The 23598-nt window shown below is 70.4% G+C and carries 25 protein-coding genes; 8 read left to right on the plus strand and 17 right to left on the minus strand.

Going from position 1 to position 23598, the window contains the following annotated elements; all coding sequences use genetic code 11:
- Positions 1–11: 11 nt before the first annotated feature.
- Entirely contained in the window at positions 12–1154 is a 1143-nt protein-coding gene (locus IG04_RS0122725) for a molybdopterin molybdotransferase MoeA (RefSeq protein ID WP_030478713.1), read from the plus strand.
- Here IG04_RS0122725 and IG04_RS0122730 read toward each other — a convergent pair.
- From IG04_RS0122730 to IG04_RS47700, 8 genes are all read right to left on the minus strand, one after another.
- Positions 1132–2220, minus strand: coding sequence for a winged helix DNA-binding domain-containing protein (locus IG04_RS0122730; protein ID WP_051770445.1), 1089 nt, complete (start codon positions 2218–2220; stop codon positions 1132–1134). The two genes, IG04_RS0122725 and IG04_RS0122730, sit on opposite strands and share 23 nt — an antisense overlap.
- Before the next feature lie 34 nt (positions 2221–2254).
- Positions 2255–3424, minus strand: coding sequence for a 4-hydroxybenzoate 3-monooxygenase (locus IG04_RS0122735; RefSeq protein WP_030478715.1), 1170 nt, complete (start codon positions 3422–3424; stop codon positions 2255–2257).
- Positions 3425–3485: 61 nt separating this feature from the next.
- Positions 3486–3827: a carboxymuconolactone decarboxylase family protein gene (locus IG04_RS42750; RefSeq protein ID WP_051770610.1), complete on the minus strand. Its 342-nt coding sequence runs from the start codon at positions 3825–3827 to the stop codon at positions 3486–3488.
- Positions 3824–4579, minus strand: a complete 756-nt coding sequence (locus IG04_RS42755; protein ID WP_036015490.1) for an alpha/beta fold hydrolase — start codon at positions 4577–4579, stop codon at positions 3824–3826. Before IG04_RS42755 ends, IG04_RS42750 begins: the two co-directional genes overlap by 4 nt.
- Positions 4576–5754, minus strand: a complete 1179-nt coding sequence (locus IG04_RS0122745; RefSeq protein WP_030478716.1) for a lyase family protein — start codon at positions 5752–5754, stop codon at positions 4576–4578. The genes IG04_RS42755 and IG04_RS0122745 overlap by 4 nt, the downstream gene beginning before the upstream one ends.
- Entirely contained in the window at positions 5751–6245 is a 495-nt protein-coding gene (locus tag IG04_RS0122750; RefSeq protein WP_030478717.1) for a dioxygenase family protein, read from the minus strand. The genes IG04_RS0122745 and IG04_RS0122750 overlap by 4 nt, the downstream gene beginning before the upstream one ends.
- Positions 6238–6975: a protocatechuate 3,4-dioxygenase subunit beta gene (gene pcaH, locus IG04_RS0122755; protein WP_030478718.1), complete on the minus strand. Its 738-nt coding sequence runs from the start codon at positions 6973–6975 to the stop codon at positions 6238–6240. The genes IG04_RS0122750 and pcaH overlap by 8 nt, the downstream gene beginning before the upstream one ends.
- A gap of 84 nt (positions 6976–7059) precedes the next feature.
- Positions 7060–7746 (minus strand): cellulose binding domain-containing protein, encoded by a 687-nt coding sequence (locus tag IG04_RS47700; RefSeq protein ID WP_030478719.1) that lies wholly within the window; start codon positions 7744–7746, stop codon positions 7060–7062.
- Positions 7747–8115: 369 nt separating this feature from the next.
- Between IG04_RS47700 and IG04_RS0122765 the strand changes: the two genes are divergently transcribed.
- A complete protein-coding gene (locus tag IG04_RS0122765; RefSeq protein ID WP_030478720.1) occupies positions 8116–8526 on the plus strand; it encodes a ribonuclease domain-containing protein in 411 nt (136 codons plus the stop codon).
- Positions 8527–8532: 6 nt separating this feature from the next.
- Here the strand turns inward: IG04_RS0122765 and IG04_RS0122770 are convergent, their stop codons facing one another.
- Complete coding sequence (locus tag IG04_RS0122770; protein ID WP_030478721.1) at positions 8533–9663, minus strand: PucR family transcriptional regulator; 1131 nt, start codon at positions 9661–9663, stop codon at positions 8533–8535.
- 162 nt (positions 9664–9825) lie between these two features.
- On the opposite strand from IG04_RS0122770, the gene IG04_RS0122775 reads away from it, so the two are divergent.
- Positions 9826–11607 (plus strand): FAD-binding dehydrogenase, encoded by a 1782-nt coding sequence (locus IG04_RS0122775; protein ID WP_030478722.1) that lies wholly within the window; start codon positions 9826–9828, stop codon positions 11605–11607.
- Here IG04_RS0122775 and IG04_RS46645 read toward each other — a convergent pair.
- Together IG04_RS46645 and IG04_RS0122785 are read right to left on the minus strand one after the other, a co-directional pair.
- Complete coding sequence (locus tag IG04_RS46645; RefSeq protein WP_157512971.1) at positions 11604–11756, minus strand: hypothetical protein; 153 nt, start codon at positions 11754–11756, stop codon at positions 11604–11606. The two genes, IG04_RS0122775 and IG04_RS46645, sit on opposite strands and share 4 nt — an antisense overlap.
- A 133-nt stretch (positions 11757–11889) precedes the next feature.
- Entirely contained in the window at positions 11890–12132 is a 243-nt protein-coding gene (locus IG04_RS0122785; RefSeq protein ID WP_030478723.1) for a P-loop nucleotide/nucleoside kinase family protein, read from the minus strand.
- A gap of 463 nt (positions 12133–12595) precedes the next feature.
- Between IG04_RS0122785 and IG04_RS0122790 the strand changes: the two genes are divergently transcribed.
- Complete coding sequence (locus IG04_RS0122790; RefSeq protein ID WP_030478724.1) at positions 12596–13312, plus strand: SGNH/GDSL hydrolase family protein; 717 nt, start codon at positions 12596–12598, stop codon at positions 13310–13312.
- A 119-nt stretch (positions 13313–13431) separates the two neighbouring features.
- Positions 13432–14385: a class I SAM-dependent methyltransferase gene (locus IG04_RS0122795; protein WP_030478725.1), complete on the plus strand. Its 954-nt coding sequence runs from the start codon at positions 13432–13434 to the stop codon at positions 14383–14385.
- Between the two features lie 24 nt (positions 14386–14409).
- Here IG04_RS0122795 and IG04_RS0122800 read toward each other — a convergent pair whose 3' ends face one another.
- On the minus strand, positions 14410–15021 hold the full coding sequence (locus tag IG04_RS0122800; RefSeq protein ID WP_030478726.1) for a TetR/AcrR family transcriptional regulator: 612 nt from the start codon (positions 15019–15021) through the stop codon (positions 14410–14412).
- A gap of 71 nt (positions 15022–15092) precedes the next feature.
- Between IG04_RS0122800 and IG04_RS0122805 the strand changes: the two genes are divergently transcribed.
- Genes IG04_RS0122805 through IG04_RS0122815 form a run of 3 tightly spaced genes read left to right on the plus strand, consistent with a single transcriptional unit; the run spans position 15093 to position 18515 of the window.
- Positions 15093–15950, plus strand: a complete 858-nt coding sequence (locus IG04_RS0122805) for a metal-dependent hydrolase (RefSeq protein ID WP_030478727.1) — start codon at positions 15093–15095, stop codon at positions 15948–15950.
- 52 nt (positions 15951–16002) lie between these two features.
- A complete protein-coding gene (locus tag IG04_RS42765) occupies positions 16003–16899 on the plus strand; it encodes a PDR/VanB family oxidoreductase (RefSeq protein ID WP_051770450.1) in 897 nt (298 codons plus the stop codon).
- Positions 16900–16901: 2 nt separating this feature from the next.
- Positions 16902–18515: an SDR family oxidoreductase gene (locus IG04_RS0122815; protein ID WP_245816089.1), complete on the plus strand. Its 1614-nt coding sequence runs from the start codon at positions 16902–16904 to the stop codon at positions 18513–18515.
- Here the strand turns inward: IG04_RS0122815 and IG04_RS0122820 are convergent.
- The 5 genes from IG04_RS0122820 to IG04_RS0122835 all read right to left on the minus strand — a co-directional run bounded on the left by IG04_RS0122820 (position 18512) and on the right by IG04_RS0122835 (position 23523).
- The gene (locus IG04_RS0122820; protein ID WP_245816088.1) at positions 18512–18952 is read right to left on the minus strand and encodes a tetratricopeptide repeat protein; all 441 of its coding nucleotides are present in this window, start codon (positions 18950–18952) and stop codon (positions 18512–18514) included. The two genes, IG04_RS0122815 and IG04_RS0122820, sit on opposite strands and share 4 nt — an antisense overlap.
- Entirely contained in the window at positions 18949–20109 is a 1161-nt protein-coding gene (locus tag IG04_RS48640) for a carboxylesterase/lipase family protein (RefSeq protein ID WP_276326704.1), read from the minus strand. Before IG04_RS48640 ends, IG04_RS0122820 begins: the two co-directional genes overlap by 4 nt.
- Complete coding sequence (locus tag IG04_RS48645; RefSeq protein ID WP_276326695.1) at positions 20049–20423, minus strand: carboxylesterase family protein; 375 nt, start codon at positions 20421–20423, stop codon at positions 20049–20051. Before IG04_RS48645 ends, IG04_RS48640 begins: the two co-directional genes overlap by 61 nt.
- Positions 20424–20491: 68 nt before the next feature.
- Positions 20492–21460, minus strand: a complete 969-nt coding sequence (locus tag IG04_RS0122830; RefSeq protein WP_030478731.1) for an NAD(P)-dependent alcohol dehydrogenase — start codon at positions 21458–21460, stop codon at positions 20492–20494.
- Between the two features lie 53 nt (positions 21461–21513).
- Positions 21514–23523 carry a leucine-rich repeat domain-containing protein gene (locus tag IG04_RS0122835; protein WP_063758302.1) on the minus strand — a complete coding sequence of 670 codons (2010 nt, stop codon included), beginning with the start codon at positions 23521–23523 and terminating at the stop codon, positions 21514–21516.
- Positions 23524–23598 lie beyond the last annotated feature (75 nt).

The following is a 23598-nucleotide window of genomic DNA, read 5'->3' on the forward strand; positions in this document are numbered from 1 at the left end:
CGGGAGCGACGATGAACATGCCCTGGACGCTCGCCCGACAGACGGCACGCGACGCCGCGAAGCCGTTGGACGCGAACGAACTCGCCCTGCCCGACGCACTGGGCCTCGCGCTCGCCTCCGGCGTGCGGGCCCTCACCGACCAGCCGACCTGCGCCACCTCGGCCATGGACGGCTACGCGGTGACGGGCCCCGGCCCGTGGCGCATCGTCGGCCGGGTGGCGGCCGGAGACCCGGTACCCGAGGCGTTCCTGCGTTCGGGCGAGGCGTTCGGGGTGGCCACGGGGGCGCCGGTACCGGACGGCTCGGACGCGGTCGTTCCCGTCGAACTCTGTTCGACCGACGGTGCCCTCCTGGTCGCCGACGCCCTGCCCGGCAAGCACATCCGCCGCCAAGCCGAGGACTGGACGGCCGGCGACGAACTGGTCCCCGCCGGTTCCCCGATCACCCCGGCCGTCCTGGGTCTGGCAGCCGGAGCGGGCCACGACACCCTCCTGGCCCACCGCCGCCCGAGGGTCGCCGTGATCGTGACCGGCGACGAACTCCTCCACGCCGGCCTGCCCCGCCCAGGCCGCGTGCGCGACGCCATCGGCCCGATGCTCCCCGGCCTGCTCACCAGGGCCGACCTCATCGGCACCACCCACCTGCGCGACGACCCGGCCGCCCTCGTCGACGCCCTCGCGTCCGGCCAGGCCGACGTCCTCGTCACGTGCGGCGCCACCTCGGTCGGCCCGGCCGACCACCTGCGCCGGGTGCTCGCCGACCTGGACGCCGAGGTCCTGATCAGCGGCGTCGCCTGCCGCCCCGGCCACCCGATGCTGCTCGCCGTCCTGCCCGACGGCCGCTGCGTCGTCGGACTGCCCGGCAACCCGTTCGCCGCCCTGGCCGCCGTGCTGACCCTGCTCCACCCGCTGCTCGACGCCCTCGGCGGCCACACCGCCCGTCCACCGGTCACGGCCTGGCTTCCCGACGTCGGTGCTCACCGGACGGACACCCGCCTGGTCCCCGTCACCCGGTCCGGCGGCCTGGCCGTTCCCGCCGGGCACGACCGCCCCGGTTCCCTGTGGGGCGCCGCCCTCGCCGACGCGCTCGCGGTCGTTCCGCCCGGTCACCGGGGCGGCGAGGTGGAGGTGCTCACCTTCGGGAGCGCCAGCTGACCTTCGACGAACCCACCTCGGGCGCGTCCTTCACGACCGTCCGCACCGGCAGCCCGAGGAACTCGCCGAACCGCGCGGTGTGCTCGGCGAGCCGGTCGACGTCGAAACCCGGCAGCGGCCGCAGTTCCACGTCGACCGAGGTCTTCTTCATGACCCGCCGCCACAGGCCCGCGATCTGGCCGTCCTCGATGATCGTCGCGTGGAACATGCCGTTGTAGGTGGAGATCGGGATCTCGTCGTACCGGGTGAAGAACGCGCTGCGGTCCTTGTAGCCGATCAGCAGTTCGTCGTAGGCGGGCAGCACGAACGCGCCCGAGCCCGGCGTGAGGTCGGGCGGCAGCCAGTACTCCTTGCCGTCGAACTCCTCACGCACCAACGAGTGCTTCACCGCCTCCAGGCCGCGGGAGGCCTCGCGCACGCCGATGCCGCACCAGTTCGCGAAGTCGGCCAGGGTCGCCGGGCCGTGGCTGCCGAAGAACCGTGACGCCAGCACGGCCATCGCCTCGTCACCCTCCAGTGAACGCTGCTTCGGCGCCCATTCGTCCAGCAGCACGAACGTCTGCTCCTTGCCGCGCGGGGGGCCTGGCACCACCAGGCCCTCCTGGGCGAGGTGGATGAACGTGAAGTAGCTCTGCTGCCGGTCGTCCGGGATGCCGACGCCCGCCATCAGGTCGATCATCTCGCGCCGGGTGAGGCAGCCCCCGCCGCTGAGCGCCTCGACGAACGTCTTGCGCGCCAACGACATCAGCTCGGGCGTCATGTGGTGGTACTGCCACGCCTTGGGCGTCAGCCGGGCCAGGTCGCGCGCGCCGAACAGGCCGAGCATCCACCGGACGTCCTCGGCCAGTACGTAGTGGATGGTGCCGCGCATCAGCCAGGTGCGGACGACGCGTCCGGTCCGCAGCGCCTCCTCGACGTCGGCGATGCGGGCCGCGGCGGTGCGCAGCCCGATCGCCCACAGCGACTGGCCGTAGTCCTGGCCCTGCACGGCTCCGAGCGAGCGGACGACGTCCTCCGCCGACTGGAGCCGCCCGATGTTGCCGAGGCGCAGTGCCGCGATGTCCATCAGGACAGTCTCGGCGACGGCGCTCCAGCCTCGCTCAAGCGGGCCGGCAGCCGGTGTACCCCTCGGCCAGGTACCTCGATCCGGCCTCCGACCCGACGACCGAGGCCAGCTCACCGAGTTGCCTGCGCACGTCGAAGTCCGTCGCGCCAGGCAGGGCGTGCAGCATCGTGGTCATCCAGTAGGAGAAGTGCTGCGCCTTCCACACCCGCTCCAGTGCGCGCGGGCCGTACTCGTCCAGCGCGTCCGGGTCGTTCTTGAGCAACGCGCGTTCGATCACCTCGCTGAGCACGCTCACATCGGCCAGCGCAAGGTTCAGGCCCTTGGCGCCGGTCGGCGGCACGGTGTGGGCCGCGTCGCCGGCGAGCAGCAGCTTGCCGTGGCGCATCGGTTCCGCGACGAACGACCGGAAGCGCAGCACCGTCTTCTCGGTGATCGGGCCTTCGTTGAGCGTGAACCCGTCCGGGCCGGCGACGCGCTCCTGCAGTTCCTCCCAGATCCGGTCGTCGGACCACGTCGCGGCCTTGGTCTCCGGGGCGCACTGGAAGTACATGCGCTGGTGGGTCTCGGTGCGCTGGCTGATCAACGCGAACCCGCGCGGCGAGTGCGCGTAGACCAGTTCGGGGGCGCTGCGCGGCGCCTCGGTGATGATGCCGAACCAGGCGAACGGGTACTCGCGGGAACTGTGCCTGCGCAACGCTTCCGGTACCTCGGCGCGGCAGATCGAGCGGGAGCCGTCCGCGCCGACGAGCAGGTCGCAGCGCACCTCCTGCGGCACGCCGTCGCTGTCGGTGAACCGGATCGCGGGCTGGGTGATGTCGACCGACGTGTCGCTGACGCCGAACCGCACGTCGCCGCCGTCGCGTTCGCGCGCGTTCGCGAGGTCCACGAACACGTCGGTCTGCGGGTAGAGCCAGACCGATTCGCCCACCAGGGCGCGGAAGTCGACGCGGTGGCTCTCGCCGCCGAACCGCAGGTCGATGCCCTCGTGCGGATGCCCTTCGCGCAGCACCCGGTCCGACACCCCGGTGCCGGCCAGCAGTCGCGCGCTGTCGGCTTCCAGGATGCCGGCGCGGACCGTGTTCTCGATCTCGGCGCGTGTTCTGTTGTCGATCACAACGCTGTCGATCCCGTTGAGGGACAACAGGTGCGAGAGCATCAACCCCGCCGGTCCCGCACCGACGATGCCGACCTGGGTACGCGTCATCGAAGCTCCTTCGTGAACGGGAATGGAAGTGGCGAGGTTGATCGCGCCACCGAGTGAACGTTCACAGGCCCTTCTTCAGGACCTGACGCGCCACCGAGAACGCGTGGTTCGCCGCCGGCACCCCGCAGTAGATCGCGCTCTGCAAGATCACTTCGCCGATCTCCGCCTCGCTCAGCCCGTTCCGCACGGCAGCGGCGACGTGCAGCTTCAGCTCGTCCCAGTGCCCGTGCGCGATCAACGCCGTGAGCGTGATCGCACTGCGCATCCGGCGGTCGAGACCGGGCCGCGTCCAGATCTCGCCCCACGCGTACTTGGTGATGAACTCCTGGAAGTCGCGGGTGAACTCGTCCGGTGCCGCTCTGTCCACATGCGCGTCCCCGAGCACCTCACGCCGAACCTTCATGCCGTCGTCGTAGGACACCGCATCTCCCTGAACAGCTCGATCAACGTCCGCGCCACCGCCGCCGGATCCTCCGCGGGCGGCAGATGCCCGCATCCCGCGAGCACCACGTCCGCCCCGTCCGGCGAGACCACGACGTCGTGCTCCCCCACCACCACACGCAGGGGCCTGACCGCCTCACCGGCCTGGAACACCGCCAACGCCTCACAAGCCAGGGCGTACGACTCGTTGTCGGTCTCCGCCAGCGCCGTGAGCAATCCCCCGGCTACCCGCGGCACCCGCTCGACGAACCCCGGCGCGAACCAGCGCCGCGCGGACCCGTCCACCATCACCGATGTCCCGGCCCGCCGCACCAGCGCGGCCCGCGCACGCCACATCTCCGGCTCGCCGATCCGCGGCGCCGCCCCGATGCCCACAACGGCCTCGAACGGCCCTTCGCGCCGCGCCGCCAGTTCGAACCCGACGGCCCCGCCGAACGACACCCCGGCATAAGCACACTGCCGCCCACCCGCCAACGCCCCGGCGCGTTCCGTCAGCTCGTCCGCGATGCCGGGCACGGTGAAGGCCTCTCTCGCCGGCGCACCGTTGCCGTGCCCAGGCAGATCCCACCCGATCACCTCGAACCCGTCACCGAGCGCCGCCGCACAGTCCCGCCACAGCAGGCTCACCGACGTGCCCAGCGAGGGCCCGACCACCAGCAGCAGTCCGGACCCTTCGGCCCCGGCCAGCCGCGTCAGGCTCAGCTCAGTCGTCATTTTCTGTCGGACCCCTCTGAGACGATTGGAGTGGGGGCCTCCGTGCTCCCCCGGAGGAGGCCGAATCGGGATCGATTCCGACGGAGCGCCTCGTCCACGAACGCCTCCGCAGCCCCGAGATACGAGGCCGGATCAGTGCCGCCGCCCCGCTCGGCCAGCAGTTCCGGAGCGGCGTCGGCGGCCCGGCGCGCCATCACGTCCGCATGCACCTCGAGCCCCTCCACCAGTTCCGCGGCCTGCGACGCCGCCACCACCGCCAGCTCCAGCAACGCCCGCAACGCCGGCCACTCCGCGTGCCACGCCCCGTCCGGCCGCTCGTCCACCGCCCGCGCCGCGCAGAGGTGCAGCTGCGCGCCCAGTCCGGGAGCCCGCAGGGCCGCGCTGTTCACCAGCACCGACAGCACCGGGTTCCGCTTGTGCGGCATGGTCGACGACCCACCCCGCCCGGCCACGAACCCCTCGCGGACCTCACCGATCTCCGGCCGTCCCAATGTCAGCAGATCAGCCGCCATCACTCCGAGCGCGTCACAAGAACGCACCACCGCGTCACCCAGCCGCGTGATCGGCGCGCGGTAGGTGTGCCAGGGCATTCCGGGCCACACCAGCCCCAGATGGCCGGCGAACGCCGATGCCGCCGCGACCGGATCCGCCACACGCGACAACGTCCCCGCCGCACCCCCGCACTGCACGGGCAGGGTGCGCGCCACGACCTCCAGTTCGTCGATGGCGTCGAGCACGCCCACCAGCCACCGCGCGGCCTTGAGGCCGAACGTGATCGGCACGGCGTGCTGCGTCAACGTCCGGCCCGCCATCACGCTGGACCGGTGCTCGTCCGCCAGCCCGGCCAGCGCATCGGCGACCCGGCCCAGGTCCGCCGACATCCGTTCCAGAGCCCCGCGCGCCAGCAGCATCAACGCGGAGTCGAGCACGTCCTGACTGGTCAGTCCGGTGTGGACGGTGTCGGAGACGCGCGCCCGCAAGGCGTTGACCAGTGGCAGCACCGGGTTGCCGGCGGCCTCCACCTCGACCGGGTCCAGCGACGGAACCCAGTCGCCGAGCGAGAGCGACGTCCCGAGCACGCGTGCCCAGGCGACCTCCGCCTCCAGCATCGCCCGCACCAGCGCGGCATCGTCGACGAGGCCGGCGGCACGATGAGAACCAGGCAGCACGATCACGTCCGCGGGAACTTGAGGAACACCGTCTCGGACGGCCCCTGCAGGTGGATGTCGAACCTGAGGCGCCCGTCGGACTCCCGCGAGGCGACCAGCCCGTCGACCGCGTCCGTGGCACCGGGCAGGTAGATGCGGGTGAACAGCCGGTCGAGCAGGCCGCGCGCGAACACCGTCACCGCGAAGAACGGCAGCGCGGGCTCGACCGTGCTGAACCAGTAGTGCCCGGCGCTGTCGGTGCAGGACCGGCCCCAGCCCGTGAAGCCGGCACCGCGCCGCCGCAGCGACCCGCCGACGCGCGGCACGACACCGGAGGCATCGGACTGGCGGATCTCGATCATCGCGTCCGGCACGGGATCGCCCGCGCCGTCGTGGACGTAGCCGTGCAGCACCACGGATCCGGCCGAGCCGAACGGCACCAGTTCGGAGTCGCCGGGGAACGCGAGCGCGTGGTGGAAGAACGGGCCGATGGTCTGGCCGGGAGTCGCTTCAGTCATCGGACGGCTCCAGATAGGTCGCGTGACTGCCGGTCAGCACTATGTCCCAGCGGTAGCCGAGCAGCCACTCGTGCTCGGACCGCGAGTGGTCGTACGACGCGATCAGCCGCGCCAGGGCGGCGGGGTCGGTGATCGACTGCGCGATCGGGTCCAACGCCAGCAGTTGGTCGCCGGGGAAGTACATCTGCGTGATCAGTCGCTGCGTGAAGTCGGTGCCGAACAACGAGAAGTGGATGTGCGCGGGCCGCCAGGCGTTGTGGTGGTTGCGCCACGGGTAGGGGCCCGGCTTGATCGAGGTGAACGAGTACCAGCCGTCGTCGTCGGTCAGGCAGCGGCCGACGCCGGTGAAGTTCGGGTCCAGCGGCGCCGGGTGCTGGTCGCCCTGGTGCGGGTAGCGGCCGGCGGCGTTGGCCTGCCAGACCTCGACGAGCTGGCGGCGCACCGGACGGCCGTCGCCGTCGAGCACGCGGCCGTGCACGCGGATGCGTTCGCCGATCGGCTCGCCACCGCGCTGCACGGTCAGGTCGGCCTCGATCGCGGCGACGTCGGAGTGGCCGAAGACGGGCGCGAGCAGCTCGGCGCCCTCGGGGTCGACGTGGCGCGGCTCCTTCGTCGGGTGGCGCAATGTCGTGCTGCGGTACGGCGCGAAGTCCAGCAGCGGCGCACCTCTCGGTGAGTCGGCCTGGATCTTCGCGATCTCGTCGCTGATCTCTTCCTGGCTGGTCGTCACACGAACGAACGCTAGGCAAACGTCGCATCGGAGTCGACCGACTCTTTCCATTCAGCGGAAAGCCACTCCATCGAGTGTCTGGCCTCAACCGGTCGTGCAGGCAGTCCCGTTGACGCTGAACGAACTCGGCGCCTCGATCGGCCCGGTGGCGGCGCCGTTGAACCCGAACGTCACCGAGCCGTCCTTGACGATCAGCGCGTTGTAGCCGGCGTTGGTCACGCTCACATCGGCACCGGACTGGGACACCGTGCCGTTCCACAGCTGCGCCACGGTCTCTCCGTCGGCGAACCGCCAGCGCACCGTCCAGCCCTCGACCAACGCGCCGCTGACGTTGCGGATGGTCACGTCGGCCTGGAACGCGCCGGCCCACTGGTTGGTGATCCGGTAGACCACGATGCACGGCGGGGCGGGCGGCGGAGCCGTGACGCTGGTCGACGAGGGCGGCGGAGCGGTCGGCGTGGGGCATCCGCCCTGCGCCCAGAGGCCGAGTTTCGCCTTCTCCGCCTTGCTTTCCGCCTCGACCAGCGGGCCACCGTCCACGCCGGCGGTGCGCAGAAAGCCGTACTGGACGGCCAGCAACGCGTAGTCGGTGCCGTCCGGCAGCGCCAGCGAGACCTCGCCCGGCGTGATGCTGCTCACCCGGACTTCTTTGTCCAGCAACGCCTTCGTGGCGAAGTCGAGAGCAGCGGGAGCGGCGCACGGCGTCGGCTCGGCGAGCAGCGAGATGCGGGCGCGCGTGCCGTCCGCCAGTTCGACGGTGCGGCCGTCCACAACGGCACGCACCTTTGTGGACGGCTCTTTCGCTGCTGTGTCAGGAGAAGAGACGCGGGGTGCGGGGAAAGGTCTGCCGTCCTGCGGGGCCGTGCACCCGGCCACGAGCAAGGTCAACAGCACCAACAAGTGCTTTCGTGCTGTCATTGGACAAATCTATCGCCGGAGGCAGCATCCGCAATCGGCTGTTCGGAGTTGATCAACTCGGGCGTTCAGAGTCGTGGACGGCCCGAGCCGTGCGCGGGGGCGCCGGATGTGCGAGCTTGGGGTGGCCACAGTTGCGCGGATGGTTCCCTGCCGTTCATCAGCTCGTGGTGATCAACAGAAAGGATCACGACGTTCCTCGTTCCCTGCCGATGGAGGTCTGAAGTGCAAACCCTGCAACCGCACCGGACACGTCGCCTGTTCGCCGCCCTCGCCGTCGTCGCGTCCGTCCTGGGCGTGACCACGGCCGTCGCTCCCGCGGCCGACGCCGCCGTCTACAACTCGTGCACGCAGTCGCGCTGTTCCGCGGCCCGTACCGCCAACTCGACCTGGTCGGGCAAGGGTTACCCGAGCACGCGTGGCTGGAACAGCTGGCCGAACGGCCAGTGCAACTTCGCGGGCGGTGTGCACCAGAACCGCGAGGGCCAGCTGCCCGCAGGCCACAGCTACCTGGAGTTCGACGTCTACCCGCGTGCCTGCGGCGCGTCCCGGGACGCGTACCGGATCATCGTCGACCGCACCGCCGGCACGGTCTACTTCTCCCCCGACCACTACGCCAACTTCTACCGCCTTTAAAGGGCGTCACCCGGCGCTGCGGTCGATCCACGACCGCAGCGCCCACCAGGTGTGCAGCGTCGTCAGCACGTGTGAACGTCCCGCATCCGGGTTCTCGCCGAGGTCCGTGCCGGTCAGCTCCACCAGCCGGTCCAACCGGTACCGCACGGTGTTCGCGTGGATGTGCAGCGCGGTGGCCGTCGCACTGAGCCGGCCACCGTTGTCCAGGTAGCACAACGCCGTCACGACCATCTCGTGGTGGAACGTGCTCTTCGGGTCCAACTGGCCGAGCAGCGCGTCGGCGAGTGTGTCCGCCAGCCCGGGGAACGCCGCGAGAGCGGTCTCACCAGCGAGATCGGTCAACAGCCGCACGCCCAGAGAGGCTCCCGCGGCCGCCAGCGCCCGCGTGCACATCGAGTACGTGCCCCGCAACGACTTCAGCGCGGTCGCGGGCGACACCACGAGCAGATCGTCCGACCACGACGGCGGCACGTGCGTGAGTCCCGCCAGGCGCCCCTCGACCAGCCCGTACACACCGCCGAACGCGTGCAGCCGCTGTTCCAGCGTCCGCGCGTGGCTCGGGTCGGTCACCCCGGACACCACGCAGTGATAACGCCCGTCGGGACGCAGGCCGGCGCGCGCGAGTTCGGAAACGTCCGGGAACTCGCCGGACACCAGCAACCGCCGCAGCACCTGGGCGTTGAGATCGCGGGCCGTGCGCGACAGCTGTATTTCGGCTGTGTGGTAGCCGCTGATGATGTGCCGCTCGACCGCGCCGACGTAGTGGTCCAGGTCGATCATGAAGTCCAGGATCGTGCCGTCGTCGACCCCCAGCGACCGCGCGAGCTCGACACTCGCCCTGATCAACTCGGTGCGCCCGGCGTGCACTCCGCGTAGCAACCCCGCCATCGACACGCCCTGGGCAGCGCGGTCGGCCCCGAGCGACAACGCGGCGGAGAAGTCGCCGTCGTCGGGCGAGCCGCCGCGTTCGAGGTGCGCGACCCCTTCGGACAGCAGGAACGCGATGTGCCGGCGGTTCTCCTCCGCGGGCAGCCGGGCGACCTCCGGCGAGTTGCCGCGGGCCGCGTCGACGACTCGTTCGACGACCTTGTCATCGGCGGCGACCGCTGCGAGCACCTGGCGGACCATCGCGGACATACCCGGCACGTCGACTCCCGAACACCACGTTGTGTGACGGCCACAACACAGCCGTCGCCGTTTGGTGGCGGGACCCTATCCCCCGCTCTCCGGTTACTGGTTAGTTCCTATACGCGAGAGTAATTCGCGTTGGCTCCACCCTTCAACGAGGAAGGCCCTGGGATGTCAGACCGGAACATCAGCCGCCGCGACCTGCTGGCCGCGAGTGGCGCGATCGGCGCGATCGCCGCGAGCGGGACTCTGGGGCAGGCAGTCGCCGGGGCGGCGCCGCGGGTCGACGCGGACGTGATCGTCATCGGACACGGCCTGGCGGGTCTCGTGGCGACCTCCGAACTGGCCGCGGCGGGCCGCAAGGTCCTGCTGCTGGACCAGGAACCCGAGGCCAGCCTGGGCGGACAGGCGTTCTGGTCGCTCGGCGGCCTCTTCTTCGTCAACTCGCAGGAGCAGCGGACCGCGGGCATCAAGGACTCGCTGGAGCTGGCCCGCGCCGACTGGTTCAACACCGCCGGGTTCGACCGCGGTGTGAACGATCCCCTGGGCGAGGACCACTGGGCCGCGAAGTGGGCAGAGGCGTACCTGAACTTCGCCGCCGGCGAGAAGCGCGACTGGCTGTACGGCCTCGGCGTGCGCTGGGTGCCGATCGTCGGCTGGGCCGAACGCGGCGGGCAGCTCGCGGACGGCCCCGGCAACTCGGTGCCGCGCTTCCACATGACGCTGGGCACCGGTCCGGGCGTGATGGAGCCGTTCGAGAAGAAGACGCGCGAGGGAGTCCGCGACGGCAAGGTCACCTTCAAGTTCCGCCACCAGGTCGACGGCCTGATCACCAGCAACGGCGCCGTCACCGGCGTGCGTGGCAGCCTGCTGGAGCCCAGCAGCGCGGCACGCGGCACCCCCAGCTCCCGCACCAAGGTCGGCGACTTCGAGCTGTACGCGCCGATGGTGATCGTCACCTCGGGCGGCATCGGCGCGAACCACGACCTGGTACGGCGCAACTGGCCCGCCCGCCTCGGCCCCGCACCCCAGCGGCTGGTCACCGGCGTCCCCGCGCACGTCGACGGCCGGATGCTGGCGATCACCGAGCTGGCAGGCGGCCGCCTGGTCAACCGCGACCGCATGTGGCACTACACCGAGGGCATGATCAACCACACGCCGATCTGGCCGGACCACGGCATCCGCGTGCTGGCGGCACCGTCGTCCCTGTGGCTCGACGCCCGAGGCAAGCGCTTCCCCAACCCCGGCATCCCGTCACTGGACACGCTGGGCACGCTGGAGCTGATCGGCAAGTCCGGCTACGACTACTCGTGGTTCGTCCTCAACAAGAAGATCATCGACAAGGAGTTCGTGCTCTCCGGTTCCGAGCAGAACCCGGAGATCACCGCCAAGAACCTCATCGCCTACCTCGCGATGCGACTGCTCAACAGCACGCCGCCGCCAGTGAAGGCGTTCATGGACAAGGGCGTCGACTTCGTCATCAAGAACAACCTGCCGGACCTCGTGGCGGGCATGAACGCGCTGACCGGCCAGAACCTGATCAACCTGGACGACCTGCGCCGCCAGATCACCGTCCGCGACCAGCAGACCGACAACCCGTTCACCAAGGACGTGCAGGTGATGGGAATCCGCAACTCCCTCGCCTACAGCGGCGACAGCCTCGCCCGCACGGCAAGCCTGCACAAGCTCCTCGACCCAGGCTCCGGCCCGCTGATCGCGATCAGGATGAACATCCTGACCCGCAAAACACTGGGCGGCCTGCAAACAGACCTGCAGGGCCGCGTACTGAACGCGAACGGCCAACCGATCCGCGGCCTGTACGCCGCAGGCGAAGTAGCCGGCTTCGGCGGCGGCGGCGTACACGGCTACCGCGCACTGGAAGGCACGTTCCTGGGCGGCTGCCTCTTCTCCGGCCGCGCGGCAGGCCGAGCAGCCGCAGCAGAAAGCGCCTAACGCCCCACGATCCCGGGGTCTGCGGTCTCCCCTGTTGACCGCAGACCCCGCACCAACTCCACCACAAGCGACACCGACCCGTCCGGAGTCTCCACGGCCGAGTCGAGCACCAGGTGGTCCTCGTCCCACGGCTCCCACAGCCCACGCATCCGCTCAACGTGCTGCCACGGAACCGTTGCGTGCCAACCAGGAATCCCCCGGCTACGCCCCTCGACCCGCTGCCGATGCACCACCGCGTCAGAACAAACACACTCGACGCCGACAAATACACCACCAAGCCGCTCAACGAGCGTCGATCCCCAACTGAACATGCCGGGCAACGGCAGCCGTGAGCTGGAGGTCAACCACCTCGGCCGCATTCTCGTCAGTGACCGCACGGGCAAGCACTAGCGACCCCATCACCCAGTCCATCGAGAAGATCGGCGTGCGAAGCCGCCTGGCCACTCCTTCAGCCAGCGTGCTCTTATCCGCACCCGGAATGCCCGCGACCAGCACGACCACCGGCGCCTCGGTGGTCGGCTCCACAGATCGCACGCGACGCCGAAGGCGAGCCGTCCTTACCGAACGGGCCAGGCGATGGGACCCCACCGCCAACGCAACCCTCAAACCAACCGGCAGCCGCCCAACTCAACAGGCGTGCCATCAACCCACCCGTGGCGTGGACCCCCTGATCAGATTGCCGGGGGTCTGGGGGCAGCGCCCCCAGGGGAAGCACGCAACCGCAAGCCCGCCGCCCGCAAGGTGACCACCCACAAGAGTCGCGGCCCGCAAAGCCGACCACCCACCAAAGCCGCCGCCCGCTGACAGGCCCCTCACGCACGGTTTCGTAGCCTCAACACATCAGTTCCAGACAAAAGGAGCAGTTGTGCCGAGGTTTGCGCTGTTCCTGACGCTACTGCTGGCGTTGGGCGCGTGCTCCTCAACGCCACCCACCCCAATCCCGGCACCCACATCAAGCACACAGCCACCGGACGACCAGCAGGTCCACGTGTCCATCGGCGACTCCTACGCGACGGGCTTCGGCCCGAACGGCCCCACCGAGAGCTTCGCGCAGATCGTCGCCAGGCAGTCGGGCCTCAAGCTGATCAACCTGGCCTGTAACGGCGCCACGTCCGCCGACCTCGCCTCCAAGCCGGCCTGCGGCCCGGACGCCGGCGGCAAGACCCAGCTAGACGCTGCGGTGGACGCGTTGCGCGGCAGGAAGACCGGCCTGGTCACGGTGGTGATCGGCGGCAACGACCTGGCGCCGTGCGCACTGTCGCAGGAACCGCTGGAGTGCGCGACCAGGACCGTCGCCGACATCCAGACCAACGTCGCCGGCACGCTCACCGAACTGCGGGAGGCCGCGCCGGACGTGAAGATCGTCGGGCTGACCTACCCGGACGTGTTCCTCGGCGCGTGGGTGAACCCGTCGTTCCCCAACGGCAAGAACCTCGCCCGGCTGTCGGTCACGATGTTCCAGGACTTCAACACCAGGATCGCGGCCCAGTACGGCCGGTTCGGCGCAAAGTTCGCCGACGTCACGAGCTCGACCGGCGGCTACGGCGCGCTGACCGAGCTGACCCAGGACCCGAAGTACGGCCAGATCCCGGCCTCGGTCGCCAAGGTGTGCACGCTCACCTACTTCTGCGACCGCACCGACGTGCACCCGACGCCCGCCGGCCACCAGGCGATCGCGGAGGCCGTCACCGCGGCGAGCCGCTGAGCTCGGGTGTTCTCCGGCGAACCGGGGCGGGGTTTTCCCCGTATTACCCGAAAGACTCTGTTGATCAGCCGCTCGGCCTGACAGGCTCTGGAACCGTTGCCGCACCGAGGAAGTGGTTGATGACCGTGCTCCCGCACAGCACCGACGTCCTGCACCGGCTCAACGACGCCGTCGACGGATTCCTGCGCAGCGAGCGGGAGTTCGACCTCGCCGATCCGTCGGCGCACATGCTGGTCGGTGGCCGTTTCCGCACGCTCAGCACGCAGATCGGCGCCGGCGTGCTCGCGGGCGTGCCGGACGAGGACATCGCCGCGATCGTCCAGCCCGCGCGCTCGAAATGTTCACGCTCTCCCTTCATGCGCGACGAGAACGAGTGGGCGCGCGGCTACCCGAGCGACTTCCAGCTGGTCGAGCACGTGATGGCGCAGGCCAACAACGCCCAGGCGGGCACGCTCGGCTGGCACGTCGAGGCGCACCTGCAGGGCTCCGCGATCACCCAGCAGCAGCGCAACCGGGTGATGCACCAGGCCCGCCTGATCAGCGACACCCTGACCGCGCCGCGCAACGGCCCGCGTTCGGTGCTGCTGATCGCCTCCGGCGCCGCCCCCGACCTGCGGCTCATCCCGCCCGGCATCCTGCGGCCCGGTGACCGGTTCGTGCTCACCGACGTGGACCCGGACGCGCTGGAACTGGCCCAGAAGCGGCTCGGGCTGCTCAACGAGGTCACGACCGCGGTCCCCGGCAACGTGTTCCGCGCGCTGCCGAAGCTCGCCGAACTGGGGCCGTTCGACCTGGTGCTGGTCAACGGCCTGTACGACTACCTCAACGACCGCGCGGCCGTGCGGCTGACCGAGGCCGTGCTGACCAGGCTCTGCCGTCCCGGCGGCACGTTCTACTTCTCCAGCAGCACGACCGGCAACCCGTTCCGGTGGTCGCTCGAGTACCTGATGGACTGGTCGGTGGTCGAACGCGACGAGCGCGCCGTCCGCGCGTTGCTGCCGGGCTGCGACGTGTCAGCCGGTCTCGACCCGACCGGGCTGGCACTGCTCACGCACGTCCGCACCAGGCGGTGACGACGTCCCGGACGCAGGCGGCGCTCAGCGCAGGCCGTGCGCGATCCGGGTCACGAAGGCCGCCAGCCGGTCCGGCGTGAACTTCTCCGGTTCGGTGAGGACCAGCCGTCCGGACATCTCCGCCAGTGCGAGCATCGCGTGGCCCAGCAGGGCCGAGTCGAGGTCGTCGAGGCGGCCGAGCTCCTTCAGGCCCAGCGCGGCGAGGTCCTCGATCTGGGCAAGGACGCCGGCGCGGACCAGTTCGACCTGGTCGCGGAACTCGTGCGGGGTGCCCTCCGGCGGGAGCAGCACGAGGCGCCAGCGGTCGGGCGCTTCGACCACGGCGTTCACGAAGACCCGGACGGCGTAGGCGAAGGCGTCGTCCGGGGATCGGGTGGCGAAGTCCGTGGGCAGTGCGGCCAGGACCTGTTCGGTGGCGCGGCCCGCCTCGCGTTCGAGCAGGGCGCTGATGAGCTCGCCCCGGTTGGCGAACAGGTCGTAGAGCACGGGCTTGGTGACTTCGGCGTGTTTCGCGACCGACTCCATGGTGACGGTGTCGAAGCCGGCGGGGATGAGGCTGAGGGCGGCGTCCAGCAGCTGCTCGCGGCGCTGCTCCGGCGGCAGGCGGCGGGCGTACTTACGACGCGTTGTGTTCACCCGACCATATTGCTACGGTGGCGTAGCTTTCACAAAGCTACGCAGGCGTAGTAATTGGCGGAGGTACTGCGATGGAGCCGGACAACCTCGTTCTGCAGCCGCGTGACGTGCAGTTCGACTGGTCGACCCTGCCGATGCACTGGGTCCCGGACGAGCCGGTGACCACGCACGTCATGAACGTCCTGCACCTGCTGCTGCCCGAGGGCGAACGGTGGTTCGTGCGGACGTTCCAGCAGGCCGTGCCGCTGATCTCCGACGACACGTTGCGCGAGGACGTGCTCGGGTTCATCGGGCAGGAGGCGATGCACGCCGAGGCGCACAGCGAGGTCCTCGATCACCTGCTCGCCAACGGACTGGACCCGCGGCCGTTCACACGGCAGATGGAGCACGTGTTCCAGCGGATCCTCGGACCCAGGCCGGGCCTCACCGAGGCGCAGGCACGCGAGCAACTGATCGAACGGGTCGCGATCGTCGCCGCCGTCGAGCACTTCACCGCGTACCTGGGCGACTGGATGCTGAACGCCGACGCGCTCGACCGGGCGGGCATCCACCCGGTGATGCTGGACCTGCTGCGCTGGCACGCCGCCGAGGAGGTCGAGCACCGCAGCGTCGCGTACGACCTGATGTGCCACCTCGACCGCCGGTACGTGCGGCGGGCGCGGGCGATGCTGCTGGTCGCGCCGGTGCTGTTCTGGCTGTGGGTGCGCGGAGCGCGGTTCATGGTGCGCGCGGACAGGACCACGCGGGTGCGGCTCACCTGGCGGGAGTCGATGCGGGCCGGGCGGCGCGGGCTGCTGCCGAAGCTGTCGGAGATCTTCCGCGCGTTCCTGCGGTACTTCCACCCCGCGTACCACCCGAAGCAGGAAGGGTCGACATCGCAGGCGATCGCGTACCTCGCCTCCTCCCCCGCCGCCCGCGAGGCGCACTGATGCGCCGCGACTCGACCGAGGCCGCCCCCTCCACGCACGGAGAGGCGGTTCGATGCTGCGGGGCCTGACTCGGTTCGGGAACCTCTACGACGCCGCGGTCACCCGGTTCGGCGGCCGGGCGCGACCCGGCACCGCACGGGATTCCTTGTGGCTCAACGTTGTCGAACGCTCACAAGTCGCGGAGGGTGTGGTCGGCCTCCGTTTCGGCGGGCCGGCACTGCCCGCCTGGCAGCCAGGCTGCCACCTCGACCTGCACCTGCCGTCCGGGCTGCGCCGCCAGTACTCGCTGTGCGGTGATCCGGGTGAGAACACCTACCGGATCGCGGTCCGCGAGGTCGGCGCCGGTTCGCGTGAGGTGCAGGCGTTGCGGGTCGGTGACCGGATCCAGGTGCGGGGGCCGCGCAACGCCTTCCCGTTCGCCGGGATCGGGCCGGTCGTGTTCGTGGCGGGCGGCATCGGGATCACCGCGATCCTGCCGATGGTGCACGCGGCCGCGCGGGCGGGCCTCGACTGGCGTCTCGTGTACTGCGGGCGTTCGATGGCGGCGATGCCGTTCCTGGACGAACTCCCGGTCGGGCGCGTCGACGTGCGGATCGGACGCGGTCAGGCACTGCTCGGGGAGGCAACGCCGCGCAGCGCGGTGTACTGCTGCGGACCGGCGTCGATGCTCGACCAGGTGCGGGCCGAGTTCTCCTCGCGCTGGCTGCACTTCGAACGCTTCAGCCCGCCACCGATCGTCGACGGGCGGCCGTTCACGGTCGAACTGCGGCGCAGCGGGGTATCCCTCGACGTGCCGGCCGACCGGTCGGCGCTCGACGTGATCAGGGACTTCCGGCCGTCGGTCCCCTACTCCTGCCGGCAGGGGTTCTGCGGCACATGCGACGTCGGCGGCGTGCGGATCTGCGTGGACCGGCCCGCTGGTGACAGGCTCGTCTTGGAGGAACTGTGAAGGTGCGTTCCGGGGAAGTCGAACTCGCCGTGCAGGTGCGCGGCACGTCCGGGCCGACGGTGGTCCTGGTCCACGGGTATCCGGACACGCACGAGGTCTGGGACCGCGTGGCCGCCCTGCTGGAGAAGGACTTCCGCGTCGTCACGTACGACGTCCGGGGCGCCGGTGCTTCGACGCCGCCGTCCACTGAGGACGGTTACCGGCTCGAACGACTGGCGGCGGACCTGTTCGCGGTGATCGACGCGGTCAGCCCGGACGAGCCGGTGCACCTGGTCGGCCACGACTGGGGTTCGATCCAGTCGTGGGAGGCGGTGACCACGCCCGGCGCGCGGATCGCCACGTTCACCTCCATCTCTGGACCGTGCCTCGACCACATGGGGCACTGGTCGCGGAAGGGGTTGTCGATCGCCCACCTCCGGCAGTTCCTCCGGTCCTGGTACATCGGCGCGTTCCACCTGCCGGTGCTCGCGCCCCTGTTCTGGCGGCTCTACCTCGGCCCGCGCTGGGGAGGCGCGCTGCGGCGGCTGGAGGGCGTGCAGGTCAAGCCCGCGCGCACGATCACATCCGACGCGGTGCGCGGGATCTCGTTGTACCGGGCCAACATCCGGCAGGTCATGCGCTCGCCGCGACAGCGGTTCGCACCCATGCCGGTGCAGGTCGTCCAGCCGGTCCACGACCGCTACATCCGCACCGAACCCCTGGACCTCGAACGCTGGGTGCCGTCGCTCACCCGCAGGAAGATCGCGGCCGGGCACTGGGCGCCGCTGAGCCACCCGGAGCCGCTCGCCCGGATGATCAGCGAGTTCGTCGCGGACTCCACGCCGAAGCGCGAGCTCGTCGTGATCACGGGTGGCGGCAGCGGCATCGGGCGCGCGACCGCGGTGGCGTTCGCCAGGACCGGCGCTCGCGTCGTGGTGTCCGACGTGGACTTCGCCGCGGCCAAGGAGACCGCAGGCATGGTCGACGGCCACGCCTACGAGGTCGACGTGCGCTCCGAAGAGGCGGTACGGGCCTGGGCGCGGCAGGTCGCGGACGAGCACGGCGTGCCCGATGTGATCGTGAACAACGCAGGTATCGGCCACTCCGGGTCGTTCCTGTCGACCTCGACCGAGCAGTGGCAACGGGTGCTGGACGTCAACCTGTGGGGTGTCGTGCACGGCTGCCGGGCGTTCGGCGAGCTGATGGTCGAACGCGGAGAGGGCGGCCACATCGTGAACCTGTCCTCGGCGGCGGCCTACCTGCCGTCGAAGATCCTCTCCGCGTACGCCACCAGCAAGGCGGCGGTGTTCATGCTGTCGGACTGCCTGCGGGCCGAGCTCGCGCCGCACGCCATCGGCGTCAGCGCCATCTGCCCGGGGCTGGTGAACACGAACATCACCGCGACCACGACGTTCTCCGGCGTCAGCTCCGAGGAGGAACGCCGCAAGCAGGACCGCGCGTCCCGGATCTACGCCCGGCGCGGCTTCGGCCCGGAGGGTGTCGCCACCCAGATCGTGCGCGCGGTGCGCCGCAACAAGCCGGTGGTCCCGGTGACGGTGGAGGCCAAGGCGGCCCGGCTCGCCGGCCGGGTCGCGCCGGGCCTCCTGCGCACGTTCGCCAAGCTGGACGTCGGCTAGACCTCGGCCAGTTCGCCACCGAACGCGGAGGCGAGACGGAGCCAGGGCGCGGCCTCCTCGGGCCGGCCCTGCCGCTCCAGCGTGCGGCCGAGCAGCAAGTGGGCGTAGTGCTCGACCGGGTCGCGGTCCACGATCACACGGAGCTGCGCCTCGGCCCTGCCCAGCTGCGCCGAGTGGTAGTAGGCGCGGGCGAGCAGCAGGTGGAGGTCCGTCTGGAACGGCACCTCGCCGACGACAGCGGCCAGCAGTTCCGCGGCCCTGACGTAGTCGCGGGACTCGAACAGCAGCTGTGCACGCTCCCACTTCTCGGCGGGAGTCTCGACGTGTTCGGCGTCGAACAGGCGCCTCGCCGTCACCCAGCGATCTGCCGCCACCTCACCGTTCGGCTGGTAGGCGTTGAACATCGTGCTGTCGTGCACCGAGAGTTCGTTGTTCATCGAACCTCCCTTCCGGCGCGTACAACGCCTTTCAGGGGCAGGTATTCCCACGTGTGGTCCTGCCAGATCAGCCGCGACCGCTCCTCCGGGTACGCGGTCACCTCGTCCTGGACGTCGAACACCCGCGTCGCGCGGCCGGCGAGGTCGTAGGCGGGCCAGCCCGGATCGCCGTTCAGGGCGAACCCCGTCCACGCCGCCCGCATCCGGGCGGACACCTCCCGCACCTCCGGCGTGATCTCGCCGAGCACCACGGCCGCCTGACCACGGTCGAGGTTGCCGAACACCAGCGGCACGTCGATCCCGTGGCACGCGCGGAACACGTCGGTCGGCTCGAAAGCCACCACGTACACGTGCGCCCGGCCGCCCGCCGCCACCTGTGCCTCCGCGAGGTGCAGCGACGGCATCCGGAACAGCCAGTCCGAGCAGACCACCTCGAACAGCTCCTCCGGCTCCATCGCCGGATAAGCGAGGCCGGGCGCGAACACCTCCAGCGCCTCCGACGCCTGCTCCGGCGTCACGCTGCCCACCAGGCCCTCCAACACGGACAGCAGCCGTTGCTCGTGACGCGTGTGCCCGGCGATCAGCTCTACGTCACGGCCGGCGCCGGACTTCAGCGCCTCCCACGGCGTCGTCGGCAGGACGTCACCGTCGACCACGGGCGCGAACGGGATCATCTTGTGCGCTGCCTGCCCCCACCAGGTGAACTGCCGCATCCTGGCCATGACCTCGTCGCCCGCGACCGGCAGCAGTTCCGGCTCCACAGTGGACAGATCGGCGACGGTGGGCCGCAACCCGAGCTCGGCGGCGCACGCGGTCGCGATGTCCGCGGCCAGCTCCGGCGCGAAGAACATGCCCGGCACGCTGCTCGCGATCGCCCGATGGAACAGCCCTGCAGCCCGTGGCATCGCTAACAACGCCGCCACCGAACCACCACCCGCGGACTGACCGAAGACCGTCACGCGGGCCGGATCACCACCGAACGCGCGGATGTTGTCGCGCACCCACTCCAGCGCCGCGACCTGGTCCAGCAGCCCGCGGTTCGCGGGGGCGCCCTCGATCAGCGCGAACCCCTCGATGCCGACGCGGTAGTTGAACGTCACCACGACGACACCGCCGGACGCGAGCCGCGCGCCGTCGTACTCGGGCAGGCCGGACATGCCGCCGTGTAGGCGCCGCCCTGGATCCACACCATCACCGGCAGGTCGCCGACGATGCCGGGCGACCAGACGTTCACCGTCAGCCACTCGTCACCGGCCGCGCCCATGCCGTCCATGCCGAACACCTCGGCCTGCGGTGGCGGTGGCCCGAACGCCGGCGTCTCCCGCACGCCGTCCCACGCCTCGACCGGCTGCGGCGCGGCGAAGCGGAACTCCCCGACCGGCGGCGCCGCGAACGGGATGCCGCGGAACACCGCCATCCCCCGCTCGGCGGTGCCGCGAACCGTCCCGCCGGTGACTCGAACCTCGACCATGGCCGAATGGTCGGCGGACGCCCGCGAAGAAGCCAGGGAATTACCGCTGAACGGTCCGGCCGACGCGCTCAGGCCGTGACGACGACCTTCGCTCGCGCGTGTTCCGACTCGACGTGCCGGATGGCGTCGGCCACGTCGGTCAGCGGGTAGGTCCGCTCGATCACCGGTACGAGCTGCCCCGACTCCGCGAGTTCCCCGAGCGCGGCCAGGTTCTCCTTGCTGGGCTTGGCTTCCAGCACCACAAGCCGCTGCCGCGAGAACGACGCGAGCAGCTTGCCCTGGATGATCAGCCGGTACGGCCCGAACAACACGCCGCCGGTGAAGCTGCCGCCGCCGGACAGCACCAGCGTGCCGTCGTCGGCGAGCAACGCCCGCAACTCGCCCATCGACCTGTTCCCCACCAGGTCGAAGACGACGTCGTAGCGCTGCCCGGAGCGGGTGAAGTCCGTCGTGCGGTAGTCGACGACGTGGTCGGCGCCGACCGAACGGACCTGCTCGACGTTGCGCGTGCTGCACACACCGGTCACGATCGCCTTGCGCGCCTTGGCGATCTGCACCGCCATCAGCCCCACCCCGCCGGACGCGCCGTTGATCAGCACCTTCTGCCCGGCCCGCAGTTCTTTCAGGCCCATCCACGCGGTGTTGCCCGCCAGCGGGAGCGTCGCCGCCTGCTCGAACGTGAGGTTGGACGGCTTGTGCTGGACCAGGTTCGCGGGCACCCGGACGTATTCGGCGAAGGACCCCTCGACCTCGCCGAACACCTCGTCCCCGACCTGCACCATGCCGCCCACACCGGGCCCGGTCTCCTCGACCACGCCCGCGAAGTCCATCCCCCGGATCCGCGTCTTCGGGCCCTTCAACCCCAGGAACAGCCGTGCGAAGTACGGGTCGCCGCGCATGATGTGCCAGTCGGCGGCGTTCACCGACGACGCCCGCACCCGCACCAGCACCTCGCCGGCGGCGGGCACGGGCCGTTCGACCTCCTGCAGTTCCAACACGTCCGCGGAGCCATATCTGTCCTGGACGATCGCCTTCATCGCGGCCTCCCTCGCTTGTGCAGGAAGGTAAGCGGCGGCAACACCCCAGCACATCAGGGACGCCCCCTAGGGTCTGTATCGAACGGGACTTCGATACAGACCCTAGGGTCCCCCGACACCACCTTGCGGGCGAACTCCTCGGCGGCGGCGAACTCCTCGGCGTACCGGGTCAGGCGTTCGGAGCGGTAGTCCTCCGTCGCCGGGTCCCAGTCCTCGTTCTCGCCGGGGAGGTACTTGAAGAGGTCGACGTGTGAGAGGAACGCGGCCAGCTCGGGACGTCCGGTCCTGATCAGTTCTTCGAGCTGGTCGCGCGGAAACCCGCACGAGTTGCGATGACCGTGGTAGTCGTCGATCACGCCGAGGTACAGCGCGTCCAGGTTCGGGAACGACTCCAGCGCCACGACCTCGGCCGGCAGCGGCACGCTGTGGCGGCGGCGGTGCGCGGTCCGGACGTCCTGTTCCAGGTCCAGTTCGAGAAGTCGTTGTGCCGCGCGGGATCTGGCCAGATCGACCAGGCCGTCGTCACCGATGATGTTCTCGTGCAGGTTCAGTTCCCACAGCTGCGGCAGCACCGCCCAACCGGCGAGCGCACGCGCGCCATCGGAGCCGATGTTGTTGTGCGCCAGGGAAATGCTCTCCAGGTGAGGAACGTTCGGTGGCAGCAACGCCGGGTCTCCGAACGCGCAGTCGTCCAGTACCAGCGTCCGGAGGGTGCGCCAGGCGGGTGCGTCCGGGAGCTGCGGCAGGTCGCCCAGCGGGTTGCTCGACACGTCCAGGAATTCGAGCGGCAGCTCCAGCACCGGACGAAGGCCGGCCGGTGTGAGACCCGTCGCCGAGAGGTACACCCGCTTCAGGCCCTTGTGCCGCGCCACGGCCTGAGCACCCGCATCGCCGATCGGCTGTGGCCGCGCGCAGCTGTAGTGCGGGGACGCGCTCACACAACCGAGGTCGAGGTGTTCGAGTGCGGGCATGCGTGCGGCGAGCAGCTTTCGCGCGCCGTCCGGGCCGAGGTAGTTCCCGCGCAGCCCCAGGTGACCCAGCCTCGGGTATTCGGTGGCGAACGCGTCCGCGATGCGGTCGGTGGCGACGAGGCCGGTCAGCGTGAGCTTCTCGATGATCGCGGCCTCGGTGGCGCCGAGGACGCGGGCGATCACGTCGTCGCCGCCCGGCAGTTCCGCGAGGGACAGTTCGGTGAGTTGCCCGAGCACGCCGCCGGCCGCGGTCAATCCGCGCGCGCCGCCCCTGTTCATGTCCGACCCGTGCACGGTGAGGCTGCGAAGGTTCGCCAGTTTCGCGCGGGAGAAGAACTCCTCGGACGCGATCTCGTCCGCGTCGATCGCGTTCTTGCCGCAGCGGAACCCGATCTCAAGCCGGTCCAGGGCGGAGAGTTCCTCGAACCCGGCCAGTTCACGTGCCTCGTCAACGCTCTGCACGAGCACGGTGACCGAGGTCAGGTCCGGCGCGAAACCGTTGCGCAGCAGGTGGATCAGGTCGGCCGCGAGCAGGCCGGCGTGCTTGAGCCTGGTCGGCCGCTCGATGCGCAGCGGCGGGTTGTCGAGGCCCCACAGGCTGTCCCGCACCCGCACGACCGTCAACGACTCCAACCGGGAGACCGCCTCGCTCGCCGCGAACCGCGCCATCGGTGCCTCGTCGTACTCCCACAGACCAGCGAACTCCACCGAACGCAGATTCTGCCAGTGGTCCGCGGTCTCGGCGAACGCCGCCACCTGGTGTTGGCCGTACTGGGTGAACTTCAGGTCGGTGACGGCACGCACCTCGGCACAGGTCCGCGGGTCGGGCAGCTCCAGTTCGCGCATCCCCTGGCGGACACCGCTGCCGAGGTCGAGCGAGCGGACCAGCGGCCACACCGGTCTGGTGAAACCGGACCGCAGCGCGGCGATCCAGGAGTACGGCGCCTGCCGGGTGTCGTCCGGCCAGGAGGCCAGCTGTTCTTCGCACCACGAAAGGAGATCCTCGCCGGACCTCGTCACGGCAGCACAAAGCGCGCGGAACGCCAAGGGACTCGGCGTTCCGCGCAGCGTTCTTGCGATTTCTTCGTTCACCCGCCCGAACCTACTGCGGGAGCGGCTCGCCCGTCCGGTCTTTGACCATGTACTCGGAAGCGATGACCGCGTCCC

This window comes from Lentzea albidocapillata (genome assembly GCF_000719115.1).
GTDB lineage: Bacteria > Actinomycetota > Actinomycetes > Mycobacteriales > Pseudonocardiaceae > Lentzea > Lentzea albidocapillata.

Excerpts from the sequence above, each read along its gene's own strand:
- IG04_RS42765 (WP_051770450.1), top strand. The coding sequence starts at position 16,003 with ATGCTGCGGGGCCTGACTCGGTTCGGGAACCTCTACGACGCCGCGGTC.
- IG04_RS0122820 (WP_245816088.1), bottom strand. The coding sequence starts at position 18,952 with ATGAACAACGAACTCTCGGTGCACGACAGCACGATGTTCAACGCCTAC.
- IG04_RS0122830 (WP_030478731.1), bottom strand. The coding sequence starts at position 21,460 with ATGAAGGCGATCGTCCAGGACAGATATGGCTCCGCGGACGTGTTGGAA.
- IG04_RS48645 (WP_276326695.1), bottom strand. The coding sequence starts at position 20,423 with ATGGTCGAGGTTCGAGTCACCGGCGGGACGGTTCGCGGCACCGCCGAG.
- IG04_RS46645 (WP_157512971.1), bottom strand. The coding sequence starts at position 11,756 with ATGCGTGGGCTGTGGGAGCCGTGGGACGAGGACCACCTGGTGCTCGAC.
- IG04_RS0122730 (WP_051770445.1), bottom strand. The coding sequence starts at position 2,220 with ATGGACATCGCGGCACTGCGCCTCGGCAACATCGGGCGGCTCCAGTCG.
- IG04_RS0122725 (WP_030478713.1), top strand. The coding sequence starts at position 12 with ATGAACATGCCCTGGACGCTCGCCCGACAGACGGCACGCGACGCCGCG.
- IG04_RS0122735 (WP_030478715.1), bottom strand. The coding sequence starts at position 3,424 with ATGACGCGTACCCAGGTCGGCATCGTCGGTGCGGGACCGGCGGGGTTG.
- IG04_RS42750 (WP_051770610.1), bottom strand. The coding sequence starts at position 3,827 with ATGAAGGTTCGGCGTGAGGTGCTCGGGGACGCGCATGTGGACAGAGCG.
- IG04_RS0122805 (WP_030478727.1), top strand. The coding sequence starts at position 15,093 with ATGGAGCCGGACAACCTCGTTCTGCAGCCGCGTGACGTGCAGTTCGAC.
- IG04_RS0122770 (WP_030478721.1), bottom strand. The coding sequence starts at position 9,663 with ATGTCCGCGATGGTCCGCCAGGTGCTCGCAGCGGTCGCCGCCGATGAC.
- IG04_RS42755 (WP_036015490.1), bottom strand. The coding sequence starts at position 4,579 with ATGACGACTGAGCTGAGCCTGACGCGGCTGGCCGGGGCCGAAGGGTCC.
- IG04_RS0122750 (WP_030478717.1), bottom strand. The coding sequence starts at position 6,245 with ATGACTGAAGCGACTCCCGGCCAGACCATCGGCCCGTTCTTCCACCAC.
- IG04_RS0122775 (WP_030478722.1), top strand. The coding sequence starts at position 9,826 with ATGTCAGACCGGAACATCAGCCGCCGCGACCTGCTGGCCGCGAGTGGC.
- IG04_RS48640 (WP_276326704.1), bottom strand. The coding sequence starts at position 20,109 with ATGTCCGGCCTGCCCGAGTACGACGGCGCGCGGCTCGCGTCCGGCGGT.
- IG04_RS0122795 (WP_030478725.1), top strand. The coding sequence starts at position 13,432 with ATGACCGTGCTCCCGCACAGCACCGACGTCCTGCACCGGCTCAACGAC.